This is a genomic window from Ralstonia pickettii (assembly GCF_001699815.1).
Taxonomy (GTDB): Bacteria; Pseudomonadota; Gammaproteobacteria; order Burkholderiales; family Burkholderiaceae; genus Ralstonia; species Ralstonia thomasii.
Genome location: NZ_MCGB01000061.1, coordinates 122,175 through 140,223, shown reverse-complemented (window position 1 = coordinate 140,223; position 18,049 = coordinate 122,175). Strand labels below are relative to the sequence as shown.

17 protein-coding genes are annotated in these 18,049 nt (G+C 62.2%); 12 read left to right on the top strand and 5 right to left on the bottom strand.

The annotated features are described in order from the left end of the window. Positions 1 to 150 precede the first annotated feature (150 nt). The 3 genes from BEK68_RS11375 to BEK68_RS11370 all read right to left on the bottom strand — a co-directional run bounded on the left by BEK68_RS11375 (position 151) and on the right by BEK68_RS11370 (position 2,468). Entirely contained in the window at positions 151 to 927 is a 777-nt protein-coding gene (locus tag BEK68_RS11375) for a metallophosphoesterase (RefSeq protein WP_012435749.1), read from the bottom strand. Continuing rightward, a complete protein-coding gene (locus BEK68_RS24835; RefSeq protein ID WP_012435750.1) occupies positions 905 to 1,132 on the bottom strand; it encodes a hypothetical protein in 228 nt (75 codons plus the stop codon). Before BEK68_RS24835 ends, BEK68_RS11375 begins: the two co-directional genes overlap by 23 nt. A 115-nt stretch (positions 1,133 to 1,247) precedes the next feature. Further along, positions 1,248 to 2,468, bottom strand: a complete 1,221-nt coding sequence (locus tag BEK68_RS11370; RefSeq protein WP_012435751.1) for an AAA family ATPase — start codon at positions 2,466 to 2,468, stop codon at positions 1,248 to 1,250. A gap of 772 nt (positions 2,469 to 3,240) precedes the next feature. On the opposite strand from BEK68_RS11370, the gene BEK68_RS11365 reads away from it, so the two are divergent. The 4 genes from BEK68_RS11365 (at position 3,241) to ubiA (ending at position 7,395) form a co-directional block, all read left to right on the top strand. Continuing rightward, positions 3,241 to 3,483 (top strand): hypothetical protein, encoded by a 243-nt coding sequence (locus BEK68_RS11365; protein WP_012436376.1) that lies wholly within the window; start codon positions 3,241 to 3,243, stop codon positions 3,481 to 3,483. Positions 3,484 to 3,657: 174 nt separating this feature from the next. Beyond that, a complete protein-coding gene (locus BEK68_RS11360; RefSeq protein ID WP_004631595.1) occupies positions 3,658 to 4,158 on the top strand; it encodes a Dps family protein in 501 nt (166 codons plus the stop codon). A 128-nt stretch (positions 4,159 to 4,286) separates the two neighbouring features. Further along, a complete protein-coding gene (katG, locus tag BEK68_RS11355) occupies positions 4,287 to 6,452 on the top strand; it encodes a catalase/peroxidase HPI (RefSeq protein WP_012436375.1) in 2,166 nt (721 codons plus the stop codon). 67 nt (positions 6,453 to 6,519) lie between these two features. Further along, complete coding sequence (gene ubiA, locus BEK68_RS11350) at positions 6,520 to 7,395, top strand: 4-hydroxybenzoate octaprenyltransferase (protein WP_004631597.1); 876 nt, start codon at positions 6,520 to 6,522, stop codon at positions 7,393 to 7,395. Between the two features lie 65 nt (positions 7,396 to 7,460). Here ubiA and proC read toward each other — a convergent pair whose 3' ends face one another. Next, on the bottom strand, positions 7,461 to 8,285 hold the full coding sequence (proC, locus tag BEK68_RS11345; protein ID WP_024542538.1) for a pyrroline-5-carboxylate reductase: 825 nt from the start codon (positions 8,283 to 8,285) through the stop codon (positions 7,461 to 7,463). A gap of 31 nt (positions 8,286 to 8,316) precedes the next feature. After that, entirely contained in the window at positions 8,317 to 9,033 is a 717-nt protein-coding gene (locus tag BEK68_RS11340; protein WP_004631599.1) for a YggS family pyridoxal phosphate-dependent enzyme, read from the bottom strand. Positions 9,034 to 9,155: 122 nt separating this feature from the next. On the opposite strand from BEK68_RS11340, the gene BEK68_RS11335 reads away from it, so the two are divergent. The 8 genes from BEK68_RS11335 to BEK68_RS11300 all read left to right on the top strand — a co-directional run bounded on the left by BEK68_RS11335 (position 9,156) and on the right by BEK68_RS11300 (position 17,987). Next, positions 9,156 to 10,199: a type IV pilus twitching motility protein PilT gene (locus BEK68_RS11335; protein WP_004631600.1), complete on the top strand. Its 1,044-nt coding sequence runs from the start codon at positions 9,156 to 9,158 to the stop codon at positions 10,197 to 10,199. Between the two features lie 66 nt (positions 10,200 to 10,265). Then, complete coding sequence (locus tag BEK68_RS11330; protein ID WP_004631601.1) at positions 10,266 to 11,405, top strand: PilT/PilU family type 4a pilus ATPase; 1,140 nt, start codon at positions 10,266 to 10,268, stop codon at positions 11,403 to 11,405. Between the two features lie 197 nt (positions 11,406 to 11,602). After that, entirely contained in the window at positions 11,603 to 12,040 is a 438-nt protein-coding gene (locus tag BEK68_RS11325; RefSeq protein WP_004631602.1) for a type IV pilin protein, read from the top strand. A gap of 8 nt (positions 12,041 to 12,048) precedes the next feature. Next, positions 12,049 to 12,522: a GspH/FimT family pseudopilin gene (locus BEK68_RS11320; protein WP_004631605.1), complete on the top strand. Its 474-nt coding sequence runs from the start codon at positions 12,049 to 12,051 to the stop codon at positions 12,520 to 12,522. After that, positions 12,519 to 13,115 carry a type IV pilus modification protein PilV gene (gene pilV / locus BEK68_RS11315; protein WP_004631607.1) on the top strand — a complete coding sequence of 199 codons (597 nt, stop codon included), beginning with the start codon at positions 12,519 to 12,521 and terminating at the stop codon, positions 13,113 to 13,115. Before BEK68_RS11320 ends, pilV begins: the two co-directional genes overlap by 4 nt. Then, the gene (locus tag BEK68_RS11310) at positions 13,112 to 14,149 is read left to right on the top strand and encodes a PilW family protein (RefSeq protein ID WP_004631609.1); all 1,038 of its coding nucleotides are present in this window, start codon (positions 13,112 to 13,114) and stop codon (positions 14,147 to 14,149) included. The genes pilV and BEK68_RS11310 overlap by 4 nt, the downstream gene beginning before the upstream one ends. Positions 14,150 to 14,151: 2 nt before the next feature. Further along, the gene (locus BEK68_RS11305; RefSeq protein ID WP_004631610.1) at positions 14,152 to 14,721 is read left to right on the top strand and encodes a pilus assembly PilX family protein; all 570 of its coding nucleotides are present in this window, start codon (positions 14,152 to 14,154) and stop codon (positions 14,719 to 14,721) included. Between the two features lie 29 nt (positions 14,722 to 14,750). Then, positions 14,751 to 17,987, top strand: a complete 3,237-nt coding sequence (locus BEK68_RS11300) for a pilus assembly protein (protein WP_012436371.1) — start codon at positions 14,751 to 14,753, stop codon at positions 17,985 to 17,987. Positions 17,988 to 18,049 lie beyond the last annotated feature (62 nt).

Here is an 18,049-nt window from a genome sequence, read left to right as displayed (position 1 = left end):
TGCGCGCGGAAGTCAAGCATGGGAAAAGCAACGCTAGTGCCGTGTCTCAGCATGCGACTTTCACGCGTGTAGCCTCATCGCCCGAGGTAATGTGCGGCGCCGCAAGAGTGCCTACCAATCGGTGTGATTCCCCAACGATGGGTTACGGGGCTATATCTCAAGCACTAATCCAGTACTGAAGGCCTGATTTTCCGCTGGGTGTCCTTTCGGTGCATATCCCCGTGGATTGCATATAACGCGACATGCGCCGACGCTGTAGTCGAAGCTGTCGTGCATATGGCCATGAATCCATAGATCGGCCAGTTGGACCACATCATCCATGCGGCTGGCATATGCAGACGTCAGCGGATCATCTTGATAGCGCGACGAGACACTCTTGGCCGAAGGGGCGTGATGGGTAACGACCACCCGCCTGTGCTGTGAAGGGGACATTAGTTCCGTGCGGAGCCAGTCGCGCGCGACGTGGTGCATCCGTGTCGTATCCCGCGGTTGCAACTTTCTGAACACCCCGTGCGATTCAAAACGAATGGCCCCGGTGAAGTCGGACATGCCTCGACCAGCGTAGCCTTCGGCGGTACGCACGTTTTCTTCTGTACCCCCGTACAAAGCGAAGTCTGTCCAGAGCGTGGCACCTAGGAACTCTACGTCCCCGATCACGAATCTATCCATGTCGAGGAGATGAACGTTCGACGTTGCCGCGCATGCCGCCCGCAGATCTCGCAGCACTCTGCTGTGCTCGCCTTTGTAGAACTCGTGGTTGCCAGGCACATAGATGACCGGCAGGCCACGACTCTGGGCTTCAATCCAAGGCATTCCTCGCTTGCCTATATGAATGTCACCAGCAAGCACGATGACATCAGCGCCCGTCGTGTCGATGTCGAGGGTAGTGAATTCGAGGTGCAGGTCACTTAGAACCAGGAGATTCATGCTTACTCGTGACGTCCTGGCTCACATCAGGAGGGATGTCGCTTGGGGCCGCTTCAGATTTTGCCTGCGGCTCTGGTTGGCGTCGGATGTAAGCCGGTACGATGCCTTGCTTTTCGAGGCGGCGTACTGCCGCGGCAACTGCCGCGTCCGCGCGCGTCAAAAATGTATCGCTGGTCATGAATCGGCCGAATTTGTCTGCCGGCATGGCTTGCTCCATTTGTCCTGCCCCCCAGATTACTCCGTCCACGCCTTCGCGGCAGCGCGTCTCTCCACAGGGCGATTGCAATAGCGTAGGTCGCGGGCATGGTGATTCATTGCCCCTAGGCCCGCTCACCAGATTGTCGGTCTGCCACGAAGCCGATCGCCTGCCGCCCGGCGCGCCGCGGCATCTTGGGCGCGGCGACGTGCTTTCCTGATGCCATCGCAGTCGCAAAAGCATCCTGGACCAAACGATGTGTTGCGCGCAGATCTAGGTCGCTCCGTCCTGCCAAGGCTTCTGCCGCGCTGGCGTCCAACTCAATGCGCTTGCCGGTGGCACGCTGCAGCCGCTGCACCTCCGCCAAAACAAGCAGCAACCGCTGCTCGGGCTCAGGTGCCGGGATGTCAAACACCTCTACGCGGCTCAATAGCGGGGAAGGCACAGCGTTGAGATCATTGGCCGTCAGGACGTAGATGATCCGACTGGCGTCAAACGCCATATGCAAGAACATGTCTTGGAATGTGCTTGCTGTCTCGGACTCAAGTAGATCCAGCAGTACAGGAGTTACCGGGTAGCGGACATCGCTACCAATCTTGTCCACTTCGTCCAAGATGAGCACAGGCGTCGCCGAGCTGCCACGGGCGAGCATCTCAATAACCATCCCAGGTCGAGCGCTGTGCCAGGCGCTATCGCCGCCCGTCAGTTGGAAGCTTGCCTGGGCACTTCCAGCGGACCACTTCCGCATTGGCACATTCAGAAGCTCTGCCAACTTCAGCGCAAAGTGCGTTTTTCCAATGCCTGGTGGTCCTGTCAGCAGGATCGGCCGAATCCGGAAATCCTTTGTCCGCATCGCACTGTTCAACGTGAGATCAATCCTGAGCTTCTCAATCGGCTCACTCAGGTTGCCGAACACGCTCCGCGCCGTTTCGAGCTTCTTCAGGGCAGATCGAACACGAGGTAGTGCGCGGTAGCCCTCATTGCTCCCGGCTCGCTCCAACAATGTCTCGGCGCACCGCCGCTGGCTGCGGTCTGCACCTTGCATGTGCTCGTTGGCGAGCGCCAGCGCTTCAGGCCCAAAAACCTGAATATGCCGGGGCCGAGCACGGCGAGGAGCGGGAACCACTTCTGCCGGCGTCGCCACAGCCGGTCCAGCAGATGAGGATTCATGCTCATCTTCTTTTATCACCGCAAGGTCCAGTTTGGCTTGTCGGGCAGCCTCAAGGACGGTGTGCGTGTTCGAGGGGATGAGCAGATGCCATGCCGCCGCACTACGCTGCTCGGACAGATCCCCTAAAGGAACAAATCCAGGTGGGTGCTCCGAAGGTTGCCGGGGAGCAGACATGATGATTCTCCATACGCGAATCAATGGCTTGCAGCCGCAGCCATCGAACCCGGCAACGCCGGGAGCCGAAGAAGCCCGAGGTCAGTCAGCTATTCGCGAGTGAGTTCGCTCTGACGGAGCGAACGCGCGGCTGCCGACATCGACCGCTGGGGTCGATTGGTGACGGCAGGTGTCTTTGGCAGCCATGGAGGTATGAAAGGTGTGATGCGGCTCGTGTAACCACGTTCTTGAACCATACAACACCAGGTAGGCTGAGGCTATCCGGCGAAGTACTGGACTTGGTTCGCAGCCGCGAACGTTGTGGTCGGACGACGTGATGGGCGGATGCGCTGCGCATCAAATGGTGCGGCGCATCATTTCGTAGAGCCGAAAAAGTGAGGGGAATGGCTCTGTAGTGCGGCTTCTCGCTGGGTAGCACCCAATCCAAACTTCGATATTTTCTAATCTACTTCGCTATTTTCTAATTATCTTCGCTACGCGGACAACCGTCACCTCATGACGGCTATAGCGCACGCCTAATTGATAGATAAAAACAATCAAATATACGTTTCGATAGTATTTGAATAGACTGTCTTCCATGTTGAGCGCATCGCTCATTCCCTAAATCACCGTGGAGCCCGACATGTCCCTGCCGCTTGCCTCGAACACCGTTACGACCGTGCTGGCATGGCTCGCTAGCTATGGTGAATCGCACTGACCTGACGGATGCATGAAGTTGCCTGCGCGTTTGGTGTAGGCGCCAGGAACGTGCAGGGTCGCGAGGAGAAAAGGCATGGCAATGGTGCGGATGTTTGTTTCGGAATGGCAGGGGTTTGCGGGCACAGTGCGCGCCTCGCAGGTCGAGGTGCTGACGCTGTCGGGCATGCCGGGCAGTGCGGCCGGCGGCCACGGCACGCGCGCCGCAGAATCCGCCCGCCTGCAACGCAAGTGGGTGCGCAAGCAGGTCGGTCTAACCATCGTGGCTGCCGGCGCTATGATCGTGTTCCTGCACGGTATGGTGCAGCTCATGGTCTGATGACCGGCCTGATGCTCGGTTGCCATCCGCTTTGCGTTTCGTCACAGGACGATGCGACGATTGGAACTTGCTGCGCGAGGGGCAACCGAAAGAAGGCTGGAAGCACGCGCGGCCCGACGCTGAATCCAGCGGACGGCATCGCGTTTTTGCACACCACTTCATAGGGGAATCCAGATGGCAAAGAAGAACAGCGGCGCGACTGCCGCAGCCCAGATCAACATCGGCATTGCTGACAAGGATCGCAAGAAGATCGCCGACGGCCTGTCGCGCCTGCTGGCCGATACCTACTCGCTCTACCTGAAGACGCATTACTTCCACTGGAACGTCACCGGCCCGATGTTCAACACGCTGCACCTGATGTTCGAGACGCAGTACAACGAACTGTGGAATGCCGTCGACCCGGTGGCCGAGCGCATCCGCGCGCTGGGTTATCCCGCGCCGGGCTCGTATTCGGAGTTCGCCAAGCTGTCGTCGATTCCGGAATCGAAGGGCATTCCCGAGGCGATGGACATGGTGCGCGAGCTGGTGGCGGGCCACGAAGCCGTGACGCGTACCGCGCGCAGCCTGTTCCCCGACGTCGACAAGGCCGCCGACGAACCGACCGCCGATCTGCTGACGCAACGCATGGACATTCACGAAAAGACCGCGTGGATGCTGCGCTCGCTTCTGGCTTAAGGCTGGCCTGAAGGCCGTTCGCCACGTTTGCGACAGGCGTTTCGGCAGCAGCGAATTGCGCCCCTCCCGCGAGCCCGTTGCGTTGCGGTTGGGGCGGCATCACCCCCCATGACCTAACCGAGAGAATCATGACGACTGAAGCCAAATGCCCGTTTTCCGGCCATGCTCCCGCTGCTTCCCACGCCTTCGGTGGCGGTACGGCCAACAAGGACTGGTGGCCCAATCAGCTGCGCGTCGATCTGCTGAACCAGCATTCCGAGAAGTCTGATCCGCTCGGGTCGAACTTCAACTACCGCAAGTCGTTCAATGCGATCGACTACGACGCGCTCAAGGCCGATCTGCGCCGCCTGATGACCGATTCGCAAGACTGGTGGCCGGCAGACTTTGGCCACTATGGCCCGCAGTTCATCCGCATGGCCTGGCATGCCGCCGGCACGTACCGCACGGGCGATGGCCGTGGCGGCGCAGGGCGCGGCCAGCAACGTTTTGCACCCCTCAACTCCTGGCCCGACAACGTCAACATCGACAAGTCGCGCCGGCTGCTGTGGCCGATCAAGCAGAAGTACGGCCAGGCCATCTCGTGGGCCGACCTGCTGATCCTGACCGGCAACGTTGCGCTTGAAACCATGGGCTTCCGCACGTTCGGCTTTGCCGCCGGCCGTGAAGACACGTGGGAACCGGACAACGATGTGTATTGGGGCAACGAGACCAAGTGGTTGGAAGCCACGCGCTATTCGGGCGAGCGCAACCTCGCGAACCCGCTCGCCGCCGTGCAGATGGGCTTGATCTACGTGAACCCGGAAGGCCCGGAGCACGCCCATGGTGATCCGCTCGCGGCCGCCAAGGACATCCGCGAGACCTTCGCCCGCATGGCGATGGACGACGAAGAAACCGTTGCGCTGATCGCCGGCGGTCACACCTTCGGCAAGACCCACGGCGCGGGGCCAGCAAGTCACGTTGGCGCCGATGTCGAGGCCGCGCCGCTGGAAGCCCAAGGCCTGGGCTGGGCCAGCACCTTTGGCACCGGCAAGGGCGCGGATGCGATCACCAGCGGGCTCGAAGTCACCTGGACGCAAACGCCCGCGCAATGGAGCAACTTCTTCTTCGAGAACCTGTTCAAGTACGAATGGGTGCAGGAAAAGAGCCCCGCCGGCGCACTGCAATGGGTGGCCAAAGACGCCGAGGCGATCATTCCGGGCCCGACGCCCGATTCGCCCAAGCGCCGCCCGACGATGCTGACGACCGACTTGTCGCTGCGTTTTGATCCGGCATACGAAAAGATCTCGCGCCGCTTCCTGGACAACCCGCAGGCGTTTGCTGAAGCCTTTGCCCGCGCTTGGTTCAAGCTCACGCACCGTGACCTCGGCCCGAAGTCGCGTTACCTCGGCCCCGAAGTGCCGCGTGAAGACCTGATCTGGCAAGACCCGCTGCCGACGGCGACGCACAAGCCGACCGAGGCCGATATCGCCGATCTCAAAGCAAAGATTGCCGCTTCTGGCCTGTCGGCATCCGAACTGGTTGCCGTGGCGTGGGCGTCTGCCTCGACCTTCCGCGGGTCGGACAAGCGTGGCGGCGCCAACGGCGCGCGCATTCGGCTGGCGCCGCAGAAAGATTGGGCGGTCAACCAGCCGGTGGCCGGCACGCTGGCTAGGCTGGAGGAAATTCAACGCGCCTCCGGCAAGGCTTCGCTGGCGGATGTGATCGTGCTGGCAGGCAGCGTTGGTATCGAGCTGGCCGCCAAGGCCGCCGGCACGACGATCACCGTGCCGTTCACGCCGGGCCGCGTCGATGCGACGGCCGAGCAGACCGATGCCACGTCCTTCTCGGTGCTCGAACCCGTGGCCGACGGTTTCCGCAATTACCAGAAGACGCAGTTTGCGGTGCCGGGCGAAGTGCTGCTGCTCGACAGGGCTCAACTCCTGACGCTGACGGCACCGGAGTTGACCGTGCTGATCGGTGGCCTGCGCGCCATCAACATCAACGCGGATGGCAGCCAGCATGGCGTCTTTACCAGCACGCCCGGCGCGCTGACGAACGACTTCTTCGTCAACCTGCTCGACATGAACACCGAATGGAAGCCTGCCGGCGACATCTACGAGGGCTATGACCGCAAGACGGGCGAGCGCAAGTGGACCGGCACGCGCGTCGATCTGGTGTTCGGTTCGAACTCGATCCTGCGTGCGCTGGCCGAGGTGTTCGGCAGCGCCGACGGTAAGGAGCGGTTCATCAGCGAGTTCGTGGCCGCGTGGGTCAAGGTGATGAATCTCGACCGGTTCGATCTGGCCGCCGCCTAAGCTGCTTTCGGCGGGACTAAAATGGCGCCTTGCCTCGTGCAGGCGCCATTTTTCTTTGGTGATTTCCATGCAATCGTCCGCTGCCCAACCCAGCCGCCTCATGCTCTATGCGCGCCTGATGCGCATGGACAAACCGATCGGCACGCTGCTGCTGCTGTGGCCGACGCTGTGGGCGCTATGGATGGCCGCCGATGGCCATCCGCCGGTGTCGCTGGTGGTGATCTTCACGGTCGGCACGTTCCTGATGCGCTCGGCCGGTTGCGCGGTCAACGACTGGGCGGATCGTGACTTTGACAAGCACGTCAAGCGCACCAAGGAGCGGCCGATCACCGCGGGCCTGATTGCCCCCTGGGAGGCGCTGGCGGTAGCCGCGGTGCTCTCGCTCATCGCCTTCACGTTGATCCTGCCACTCAATGCGCTGACAAAGTGGATGTCGGTGGCCGCCATCGTGATTGCCGGCACGTATCCGTTCTTCAAGCGGTTCTTCGCGATTCCGCAGGCGTACCTCGGCATTGCGTTCGGGTTTGGGATTCCGATGGCGTACGCGGCGGTGCAGGATCAGGTGCCGGTGCTGGCGTGGCTGATGCTTGCCGGCAATGTCTTCTGGGCCGTCGCCTACGACACGGCGTACGCGATGGTCGACCGCGATGACGATTTGCTCATCGGCATCAAAACCTCAGCCATTACTTTTGGACGTTTTGACGTGGCGGCGATCATGCTGTGCTACGCGGGGTTCTTCGGGATCATGGCCTGGGCTGGCCATGTGATGGCACTCAGCGTGGCGTACTGGATTGGGTTTGCCGCTGCCGTGGCGTTGTCGCTTTGGTATTTCCCGATGCTACAGACGCGTGATCGGATGAAGTGCTTTTTTGTTTTCCGGCATAACAATTGGCTGGGGGCCTGTTTGTTTGCCGGGGTGGCGGGGGCGTATTTGCTGCGCTAGGTGTTGGTGGTGCGTCCCCGATTTCATCCCCTGCCGGGGACGATACCGGGGATGGACCAGTACCCTCAATCCCGCCCAAACTCCTCCCCCATCTCCTTGCCGCGAGCCGCCGCAGCATGCATGGCCCGCACAAAGGCTGCCTTGATATCGGCGCCTTCCATTGAAGTGAGCGCCGCATACGTCGTCCCGCCCTTGGACGTCACACGCTCGCGCAGCACCTCCACCGGCTCGGACGATTGGCCTGCCAGCGTGGCCGCGCCAATAAACGTCTCCACCGCCAACGTGCGCCCATCCTCAGCCGACAGCCCAAGCTCCTGCGCCGCCTGCTGCATGGCCTCGATGAAATAGAACACGTATGCGGGGCCGCTGCCCGAGATGGCAGTCACCGCATCAATCTGCGCTTCGGCTGGCACCCAAACGCTCTTGCCCACGGCATTGGCGATGGCGCTGGCGGTTGCGCGGTCGGCGTCGGACAAGCCAGCGTTGGCGGCCAAGCCGGTCATACCCAGCCCCGAGAGCGCCGGCGTATTCGGCATTGCCCGCACCACACGTGCATGGCCATTCAGCCAGCGCGACAGATCCTGGATGCGGATGCCCGCCGCCACCGACAGCACCAGGCTGTCGCCCAGATGCGGCGCGAGTTGCGCACAGACCTCGCGCATCTGCTGCGGTTTGACTGCCAGGACGATCACGTCGCGGTCGGCCAGTTCTGCGCCGGGGGCGGCAGCGGTGCGAGCGGCCCAGGTGTGTTCGGCGCGGCTGCGGGCCGGTTCGGTCGGGTCCACCACCACGATGTTGGCGCTGTGTGCGCCTTTGGCGATCAGGCCGCCGATGAGGGCCGCCGCCATGTTACCGCCGCCGATGAAGCCGAGTTTCAGAGTGTCGAGCATGAGTGTGGTGGTGTGAAAAAAAGACAGGAATTCAGGCGTTTGCATAATGCCGCGCGCCGAAGATGGCGCTGCCGACGCGCACAATCGTGGCGCCTTCGGCAATCGCATCTTCCAGGTCGGCGGACATGCCCATCGACAGCGTATCGAGCGGGATGCCGGTCTCGCGCAGCCGATCCGCCAGGGCTCGCAGATCAGCAAAGGGCTTGCGCTGCGCGGCGGGGTCATCGCTCGGCTCGGGCACGGCCATCAGGCCGCGCAATTGCAGACGTGGCAGCGCCGAAACGGCTCGTGCCACGGCAAGCACTTCATCGAAATCGGGCAGCAGGCCATGCTTGCTGGCCTGGCGGCTGATGTTGATCTCAAGACAGACCTGCAGCGGCGGTAACGTGTTGGGGCGCTGGGCCGACAGGCGCTCGGCGATCTTGAGGCGGTCGATGCTGTGCACCCAGTCGAACTGCTCGGCCACGGCGCGTGTCTTGTTGCTCTGCAGGGGGCCGATGAAGTGCCAGCGGATCGGGTCGGCGCCCGTGCGCAGGTCGGCCAGCGCGTCGATCTTGGCGATGCCTTCCTGCACATAGTTTTCGCCAAAGAGGCGTTGCCCGGCGGCATGTGCGGCACGTACGGCATCGGCGTCGAACGTCTTGGATACAGCCAACAATGTGACACCTGCAGCATCGCGCGAAGCCAGTGTGCAGGCCGTTGTGATCCGTTGACGCACGGCTTGCAAGTTGGCGGCGATTACAGACATAATCCGGCGACGTTTGTTACAAATAAACAAGGTTCCGGCACGTCGAATGAACGGCTCGGAGCGCGTCTGGAGGCGCCATTGCGACGCCCGGGCGACATAAAAAAGTCGGGGGTCATTATAAGATGGACATCGCGCAGCTTCTGGCGTTTTCCGCCAAGAACAAGGCGTCGGACTTGCACCTGTCGGCCGGACTGCCGCCGATGATCCGGATCCACGGCGACATGCGCCGGATCAACGTGCCCCCGCTCACGCACCAAGATGTGCACTCCATGGTGTACGACATCATGAGCGACGGGCAGCGCAAGGTCTACGAAGAAAACCTGGAAGTCGACTTCTCGTTTGAGATCCCGGGGCTCTCGCGTTTCCGGGTCAATGCGTTCAACCAGAATCGCGGCGCTTCGGCCGTGTTCCGGACGATTCCGTCGAAGGTGCTCTCGCTGGACGACCTGAAAGCGCCGGCCGTGTTTGCCGATCTGGCGATGAAGCCGCGCGGTCTGGTGCTCGTCACGGGCCCGACCGGCTCGGGCAAGTCGACGACGCTTGCCGCGATGGTCAACCACCGCAACGAAAACGACATGGGCCACATCCTCACGGTGGAGGACCCGATCGAATTCGTGCACGAATCGAAGAAGAGCCTGATCAACCAGCGTGAACTCGGGCCCCATACCCATTCGTTCGCCAACGCGCTGAAGTCGGCGCTGCGTGAAGACCCGGATGTGGTGCTGGTCGGCGAATTGCGTGACCTTGAAACCATTCGCCTCGCGCTTACCGCCGCAGAAACCGGCCACTTGGTGTTCGGCACGCTGCACACCAGCTCGGCAGCCAAGACCATCGACCGGGTCGTCGACGTGTTTCCGTCGGACGAAAAAGAGATGGTCCGGACCATGCTTTCCGAATCGCTGGAGGCGGTGATCTCGCAGACGCTGCTCAAGACGCGCGATGGTTCGGGCCGGATCGCGGCGCACGAAATCATGATTGCCACGCCGGCCATTCGTCACTTGATCCGCGAGAACAAGATCTCGCAGATGTACTCGATGATGCAGACCAGCAGCGGCATGGGCATGCAGACGCTCGACCAGTGCCTGTCGGAGCTGATCAAGCGCTCGGCGATCAACTACGCAGACGCGCGCGCCATTGCCAAGAACCCAGACGCGTTCGTGAGCTGATGCGCGAACGGATGCGCTGACTGACACGTCAGCGCGCTTTCCAATTCTTTCCAGGAGGGGCACGCCATGCTGGACCGCGAAGCCGCCACCAAATACATCCACGAACTCTTGCAGTTGATGGTGAACAGCCGTGGCTCGGACTTGTTCATCACGGCAGAATTTCCGCCCGCGATCAAGGTGGACGGCAAGGTCACGCCGATCTCGCAGCAGCCGCTGAATGCCCAGCAGGCCGTCGGTCTGGTCAAGGCGATCATGAACGAGAAGCAGCTGCGCGAGTACGAAGACAGCTCGGAATGCAACTTCGCCATCACGGCGCCGGGCGCCGGGCGATTCCGCGTGTCGGCGTTCATGCAGCAAGGTCGCGCCGGCATGGTGCTGCGGACCATCAACACGAAGATCCCGACGCTGGGCGAGTTGGACCTGCCGCCGATCCTCAATGAGATCGTGATGAGCAAGCGCGGCCTCGTGATCGTCGTGGGCGCCACGGGCTCGGGTAAGTCGACCTCGCTGGCGGCGATGGTGGGCTATCGCAATGCGAATTCGTACGGCCACATCATCACCATTGAAGATCCGGTGGAATACGTGCACGCGCACCAGAACTGCGTGGTGACGCAGCGCGAGGTGGGTGTGGATACCGAGTCGTGGCACGTGGCGCTGAAGAACACGCTGCGGCAGGCGCCGGACGTGATCCTGATCGGCGAAATCCGGGATCGCGACACGATGGAATACGCCATCCAGTACGCGGAAACCGGCCACTTGTGCCTTGCCACGCTGCACGCCAACAGCTCGAACCAGGCGATCGACCGGATCATCAACTTCTTCCCGGAAGAGAAGCGTCAGCAGCTGCTGATCGACCTGTCGCTGAACCTGCGCGCGATGATTGCGCAACGCCTGCTGCCGCGTCAGGGCAAGAAGGGGCGCGTACCGGCCGTCGAGATCATGCTGGCGACCCCGCTGGTGCAAGACCTCATCTTCAAGGGCGAGGTGCACGAGCTGAAGGAGGTCATGAAGAAATCCCGCGAGCAAGGGATGATCTCGTTCGACCAGGCGCTGTTCGATTTGTACGAAGAAAACAAGATCACGTACGAAGACGCGCTGCGTAATGCCGACTCTCTCAACGATCTGCGGCTGCAGATCAAACTGCACAGCAAGCGGGGCGGGCAGACGGACCTGTCGGCCGGCACCGAGCATTTGAATGTCGTCTGATGTGGTCCAGGCGCTACACCATTTGAGGTAATTTGCGGCGCGCAACGTTTGCGCTTCGCCCTGTACCCACCCGTCGTCATTAACTTTTCTTAATATTTGCTGAGAATTGCCGTATAAGCGGTGGGTGGGCTTGCCAGGTCATCGGCGGGCGCGCATCAAAACGATAAAAGCAACAGCAAATCCGGGTGGGTGAAAACGTGGCAAGCAAGCCGAGGTGTCAGCGCGCGCGGGCGGCGCGGGGCTTTACGCTGATTGAGCTCATGATCACAGTGGCCATTGTCGGCATCCTGGCGATCATTGCGTATCCCAGCTACGTCCAGTACATCGTCCGCTCCAATCGGGCAGCGGCGGAATCCTTCATGCAGGAAGTGGCGGCCGCGCAGGAGCGCTTCCTGCTCGACAATCGCGCCTATGCGCCTGACCTGACAACGCTGCAATACGCCAGCAACGTCCCGGCGAACGTTTCACCCAACTACACCTTCACGCTGAGCGCCAGCAGCGTGCCGCCGTCTTACCAACTGGCGGCGACTCCGCAGGGCTCGCAACAGGCGAACGACGCCGCCTGCGGCACACTCACGCTGACCAACACCGGTGCCAAGGTGGCGTCCACAGGCGCCTCCAACTGCTGGAAGTGAGGCGAGCCATGACTACTCTGCGCAAGCCCACTCAAGGTTTCACGCTCACCGAGCTGATGGTCACGCTGGCTGTGCTCGCCATCCTCGTGACGATTGCGGTGCCGTCGTTCTCCGGCATGATCGCGACCCAGGCAACACGCAATGCATCGTTCGACCTGTCGTCCGCCGTGTCGTTGGCGCGTGCGGAAGCGGTCAAGCAGAACGCCATCGCCACCGTTTCGACCACGAGCACTTGGGCGAGCGGCTGGACACTGAAGGTAGGCCCGTCCGCCACGGTGATCCGCACGTTCGGGCCGTACAGCGGCGTCACCATTGCGGCGAGCAACGGCAACACGCTGTCGTTCGGCAACGATGGTCGCCCCACTGCAGGCGGTGTCACGTTCCAGGTTACGCCGACGAGTTCGTCGCAATCGGTCTCGCCTAGCTGCGTGCAAGTGGGCGGCAGCGGCCGCATCGCCGTGGTTTCGGGGACGTGCTCATGAGCGCCATTGCACGGTTGTCACATCGCCGGTTGGGCAAGCGCGGGCAGCGCGGCACGACCCTGATCGAGATCCTGATTTCGGTGGTGATCCTGCTGGTGGCGCTGTTGGGCGCGGCCGGAATGATGGTCCGCTCGAACCAGTCCGAGATGGAGTCCTACCAGCGCGTGCAGGCCCTGACGCTGCTGCAGGACATGGCGGCGCGGCTCAATGCCAACCGCCAGGTGGCCGCCTGCTACGCTGTGGCCGGCGCGATGACCACTGCCGGCACGGGTGGCATCTCGGCGCCCAGCTGCACGACGGGCTCGGCCGCACAGCAAGCCACTGTCACATCCGATCTCACAGCTTGGAACAATGCGCTGCTGGGCAATACCGAGACCGCTGCAAGCGGCACCGTTGCCCTGGGCGCCATGATTGGCGCGCGCGGCTGCATCGAAGCCATCGACACCGTCAACCAGGTCTATCGCGTGACGGTCGCGTGGCAAGGCCTGGTCAAGACCGTGGTGCCGTCACTGCCATGCGGCAGCGGCAATTTCGGTAGCGATGGCTACCGCCGCGCCATCAGCGTGCAGGTGCGCATGGGGGTGCTGTCATGATGGGCAATCGCACGCTGCGGCGTCTGCAGCGCGGGATGTCGCTGATCGAATTGATGGTCGGCATGACGCTGGGGCTGCTGCTGCTGACCGCGCTGGCGAGCTTGTATGCCTCGACCTCGCAATCGCGCGTGCAGCTGGGCAACAGCGCCACGCAGATCGAGAATGGGCGCTATGCGCTCGACATCATCAGCCAGGAAGTTGGGCTCGGCGGCTTCCTCGGTGATCTGAATCTGCTGGGAACCTCCGCCGTTGCCACGCCCGATGTCTGCGCCGCTGCCATCAATGCGCTCGGCTTCAGCAATAGCCCGGCAACGGTGCCCGTGGCCATCTACGGTTACGTGCCCGGTGCGAATGCGGCGCCATGCTTGCCCAACCTGTCGCCCAACTCGGAAATCCTGGTGGTGCGTCGCGTGTCGAGCACCATTACTTCTGCGAGCGCCGTAGCGGCAGGGCAGGCTTATCTGCAGGATTCGTTCTGCGGCACCGACACGGCGCCTTTTGTATTCAGCGCCACCGCAACGGACTTCACGCTCAAGGAAAAGACCTGCAGCAAGCCCGCAGACCTTCGCCAGGTCAGTGTGCGTGCGTTCTACCTGGCCACGTGCGACCGCTGTGGCACGGGCGGCGACAGCATTCCCACGCTCAAGATGGTTGAGTTTTCCAGCGGCGCAATGCAGCCCCCAAACTCGGTCGCCCAGGGCATCGACGACGTGCATTTCGCCTATGGCGTGGATATGGACGGCAACGGTTCGCCCGATTGTTACGTTGCCAATCCTGGCATCGACAACAGCACTGCATGCAACAACGTGGGGGGCTACAACTGGCTCGCGTCTGCCGCGACCAACTGGAGCAACGTGACGGCCGTGCGCATCAACGTGCTTGCGCGCACGCTGGGCGTGTCACCGGGCTGGACGGATACGCGGTCCTACGATCTGGGCCGCGGTACGCTCACCCCACCTTTCAAAGATGGCTACAAACGGCACGTCTACGCGCAACTCGCGCGCGTCGCCAATGTGGCCGGCCCACGGGAGTAGCCATGCGGCGCTTATCGGTTCGCCAATCGGCACGTCAGTCGGGCGTGACCCTCGTTGTCACGCTGATCTTCCTGGCGATTTTCATGGGCATTGTCGTGATGATGATGAACTCGGGCGTGATCAACACCAAGATCGCCGCCAACCAGCAATATGGTCTGGAGGCCCGCAGCGCGGCGCAGCAGGGCATTGAGCAGGTCATCAGCGCGGATTTCACCTCCAACCCGGTCGCCACCAACGTGCCGGTGGACGTCAACGGCGATGGCAAGGCGGACTACACCGCGCAGGTTGCTGCGCCTGCTTGTGTTGCCACCAAGCCCATTGCAAATACGCAGCTGACTACAAATACGACGAGCCCGAACTTTGCCGCTGACTCGTCCTGCTTCAGCGGCGTAAACAACAACTCGGACACGGGCATCCTCACCGCCGCCGGTACGCCAGGCGGGATGTCGAATTGCAGTGCGACGCAGTGGGATGTTGCCGCCACCGTCAACGATGCCAACGGTACGGCCGTGAACACGACGCTGCATCAGGGCGTTGCGGTTCGCGTGCTGACCGGCGCGGCATGTCCGTAAGCCCACGCGCAAAGCCAGGAAGAACCCATATGCGCTCCTTTGCCCAACGACTTGCCTTTGCCGCGACGGCAACTTTTGCACTCGCGCTGTCAGGCGCTCAACTTGCCAGTGCCGAAGACATTGATCTGTACACGGGGCTGCAGCAGAACGCCGGCAAGCCCAACGTTGTGATCATCTTTGACGATGGCTCTAACTCAGACGCCAACGCGACGTTCACCTGCTCGGCGACTGGGCTGACTGTGGCCAACCCAACAAAGAGCTCCGGCGCTGAGCAGTGTGCCCTCTACGGCGCCGCACAGTCGATTGCGAGCAATCCGTCTTTGCTGGGCAACGTCAATCTGGGTCTGATGTTGTTTGACCCCAAGAGCCCCGGCGGATTGTTCACGTTCCCTTCTGCGAATCCCAGGTCGGCGCAGACGCTGCAATTGATGGACAACAACGGCGTCAACAGCCTGCTGTCGTACATCCAAAACCAGTTCGCTACGGACCTGACCGGCGGCAACAATGTGCAGACAGCCGGCGCCATGCAGGAAGCCTGGGCGTTCTACGCGGGTTACCAGAACACCAAGGTGGCGGGCCTGTCTGGCACGCAGTACACATCGCCCATCAGTAACCCTTGCCAACGAAATTTCGTCATCTACATTGGCAACGCGACCAACAGCGGCCACCCTGCCGAGAGCGATCCGAAGATGCTGGCGGCGCTTCAAGCGGCCGTGCCCACGCCCACGGCTGCACAGACGACGCAAATCGCGATCAATAGCAAGTACGCGTCGAACTGGGGTGACGAGTGGTCGCGCTATATGTACCAGAGCGACCTGCAAGGCACGGCCAACACGGCCAACCCGCAGAACGTCATCACCTACGCCATCACGGTGACGGACGGCAAGAATCAGGACTACGTCAACTTCGATAACAGCATGGCCACCAATGGTGGCGGCAAGGCCTACACCGTTCAGCTTGGCGATGTGGCGGGCCTTCAGGATGCGCTGCTGTCGATCCTCAATGAAATCCAGGCGGTCAACAGTGTGTTCGCATCGGTCAGCTTGCCGGCTGCCGTGAACGCGCAAGGCCAGTTCCTGAACCAGGTGTACATCGGGATGTTTCGCCCCGATGCGACGGCAGCCCCGCGCTGGATGGGCAACCTCAAGCAGTACCAGGTGGGCTTCGACACCAACGGTAACCTGCAGTTGCTGGATTCAGTCGGCAAGGCCGCGCTGAGCAATGCGGGCACGGGGTTCATGTCGCCCAGCGCCATCAGCTTCTGGACCGCCGACCCGCCGCTGTCCTTTGGCTCAAGCGGTTATGGCAGCAGCATCAGCAATTGGCCGACCAAGGGTTTCTGGCAAAACAGCCCGTCCAGCAAGGGTTGGGCCTTTGACTCACCCGACGGTGAGATCGTCGAAAAAGGCGGCGCTGGTGAAATGCTGCGCGCATTATTCCTGACCAGCCAGGGCAGCCGCACGCTGCTTACCTGCAACGGCAAGGGCACTTGCCCGACCAGCACGGCTATGCCAACGTTCGACACGGCCAACACATGGCTGACCGGCACCAGCGGGCTCAACGCCATCAACTCGTACAACAGCACGAACGGCGCGCCCACCATCGCGTCGAGCGAGCAGACCAACTTCATCAACTGGGTGCGCGGCCGCGATGTTCAGGCGCTGGACAATTCGACGGTCGCGGGGCAGGAAGCCGAAACTGGCCCGGGCTCGCCCGTGACGATCCGCCCGTCCATCCACGGTGATGTGCTGCATTCCCGGCCGGTGGTCATCAACTACGGAGGCAGCACCGGCATCGTGGTGTTCTATGGCGCCAATGATGGCGTCTTCCATGCCATTAATGGCAATCAGACGACGGGTATCAACGGGGTGCGACCTGGCGGCGAGCTGTGGGGCTTCATCCCGCCCGAGTTCATTGGCAAGCTGAGTCGGCTCTATGCCAACTCGCCACAGGTGAAGCTGTCCACTACGCCGAACGGCATTACGCCGACACCGACGATGCGTGATGACTTTTTCGACGGCAGTACGACCGTCATGCAAGACCAGCGCGTTTCGGGAAGCGCCCGCACCATCATCTACTTGACCGCACGGCGTGGCGGTAGCTTGATTTACGCCCTGGAGGTAACCGACCCCGCCAACCCGCGCTATCTCTGGTCGCGCAGCAACACCGATATTCCGGAGCTGGGTCAGACGTGGTCCAAGCCGAGACTGATGCGCGTGGCCGGTTACGCCAACCCTGTACTGATCATGGGCGCCGGCTACGATGCGTCTTCCGAAGACAGCGACCCCGCACCCGGCACCGATACCATGGGTCGAGGCATCATTGTGCTCGATGCCTACAGCGGCGCGCCGGTCTGGAGCGCCTTGCCGAACTGCGCTGGCATGGCGGGCGTGTGTGTGAAGAACACCGGCCTGACCCGTTCGATTGCCTCGGATGTCACTACGGTCGATCGCACAGGTAGCGGTTACATCCAGATGGCCTACGTGGGCGACGTTGGTGGCAACATCTGGCGGGTGGACTTCCAAAGCTCCGCTGGCAACGCCCCCGCCAACTGGGCACTGACGCAGTTCGCGTCGCTCGGCGGCGCTGCCAACACCAACAACGCGCGCAAGTTCTTCTATGCGCCCGATGTCGTGCCCACCGCCGGTTTCAACGCCGTCATTGCCGGCACCGGCGATCGCGAGCACCCGCTATATTCGGCTTCTACAACGCCGGGCACCGCCTACAACGTGGTCAACCGCTTCTATATGTTGAAAGACCCGAATCTTGGCCCCGTGCCGGCTGGTTGGGTGCCATTGACGGAAGCCAACCTCGTAGATTCGACTTCGACGGCGTACAGCGGGACGGGCTCAGGCTTCTACATCACGCTGCCGAATCCGGGCGAGAAGGTCGTGAACGCCCCCCTCACGGTGGCTGGCTACACCACGTTCGGGACCAACACCCCGGCGGTTCCGTCCGCCGGCGCGTGCTACCCGAACTTGGGCATCGCCCGCACGTATTCGGTGAGCTTCCTGACAGGCACTGGCCAGAACCCGAATCGCTCGGTGGTGCTGGACGGTGGCGGGTTCCCGCCCTCGTCGGTCTATGGCGTGGTGCTGGTGAACAACGGCAGTGGCGGTACGACGCCGGTGCCGGTGTGCTTCGGGTGTGGCAACCAGACGGGAACGGGCGCAGGCGGCTCCGCGCTGGCGCCCGTCCAGGTGACACCTAAAGGCCTTGGCAAACGCAAGCGCACATTCTGGTTCTCCGAAACCGACAAGCACTGACCTGCATCTCCCAACGGCCCGCCCCGCGCGGGCCGTTACAATTCCGGCCAGATGCCGGAGCA

Excerpts from the sequence above, each read along its gene's own strand:
- BEK68_RS11375 (WP_012435749.1), bottom strand. The coding sequence starts at position 927 with ATGAATCTCCTGGTTCTAAGTGACCTGCACCTCGAATTCACTACCCTC.
- BEK68_RS24835 (WP_012435750.1), bottom strand. The coding sequence starts at position 1,132 with ATGCCGGCAGACAAATTCGGCCGATTCATGACCAGCGATACATTTTTG.
- BEK68_RS11370 (WP_012435751.1), bottom strand. The coding sequence starts at position 2,468 with ATGTCTGCTCCCCGGCAACCTTCGGAGCACCCACCTGGATTTGTTCCT.
- BEK68_RS11365 (WP_012436376.1), top strand. The coding sequence starts at position 3,241 with ATGGCAATGGTGCGGATGTTTGTTTCGGAATGGCAGGGGTTTGCGGGC.
- BEK68_RS11360 (WP_004631595.1), top strand. The coding sequence starts at position 3,658 with ATGGCAAAGAAGAACAGCGGCGCGACTGCCGCAGCCCAGATCAACATC.
- katG (WP_012436375.1), top strand. The coding sequence starts at position 4,287 with ATGACGACTGAAGCCAAATGCCCGTTTTCCGGCCATGCTCCCGCTGCT.
- ubiA (WP_004631597.1), top strand. The coding sequence starts at position 6,520 with ATGCAATCGTCCGCTGCCCAACCCAGCCGCCTCATGCTCTATGCGCGC.
- proC (WP_024542538.1), bottom strand. The coding sequence starts at position 8,285 with ATGCTCGACACTCTGAAACTCGGCTTCATCGGCGGCGGTAACATGGCG.
- BEK68_RS11340 (WP_004631599.1), bottom strand. The coding sequence starts at position 9,033 with ATGTCTGTAATCGCCGCCAACTTGCAAGCCGTGCGTCAACGGATCACA.
- BEK68_RS11335 (WP_004631600.1), top strand. The coding sequence starts at position 9,156 with ATGGACATCGCGCAGCTTCTGGCGTTTTCCGCCAAGAACAAGGCGTCG.
- BEK68_RS11330 (WP_004631601.1), top strand. The coding sequence starts at position 10,266 with ATGCTGGACCGCGAAGCCGCCACCAAATACATCCACGAACTCTTGCAG.
- BEK68_RS11320 (WP_004631605.1), top strand. The coding sequence starts at position 12,049 with ATGACTACTCTGCGCAAGCCCACTCAAGGTTTCACGCTCACCGAGCTG.
- pilV (WP_004631607.1), top strand. The coding sequence starts at position 12,519 with ATGAGCGCCATTGCACGGTTGTCACATCGCCGGTTGGGCAAGCGCGGG.
- BEK68_RS11310 (WP_004631609.1), top strand. The coding sequence starts at position 13,112 with ATGATGGGCAATCGCACGCTGCGGCGTCTGCAGCGCGGGATGTCGCTG.
- BEK68_RS11305 (WP_004631610.1), top strand. The coding sequence starts at position 14,152 with ATGCGGCGCTTATCGGTTCGCCAATCGGCACGTCAGTCGGGCGTGACC.
- BEK68_RS11300 (WP_012436371.1), top strand. The coding sequence starts at position 14,751 with ATGCGCTCCTTTGCCCAACGACTTGCCTTTGCCGCGACGGCAACTTTT.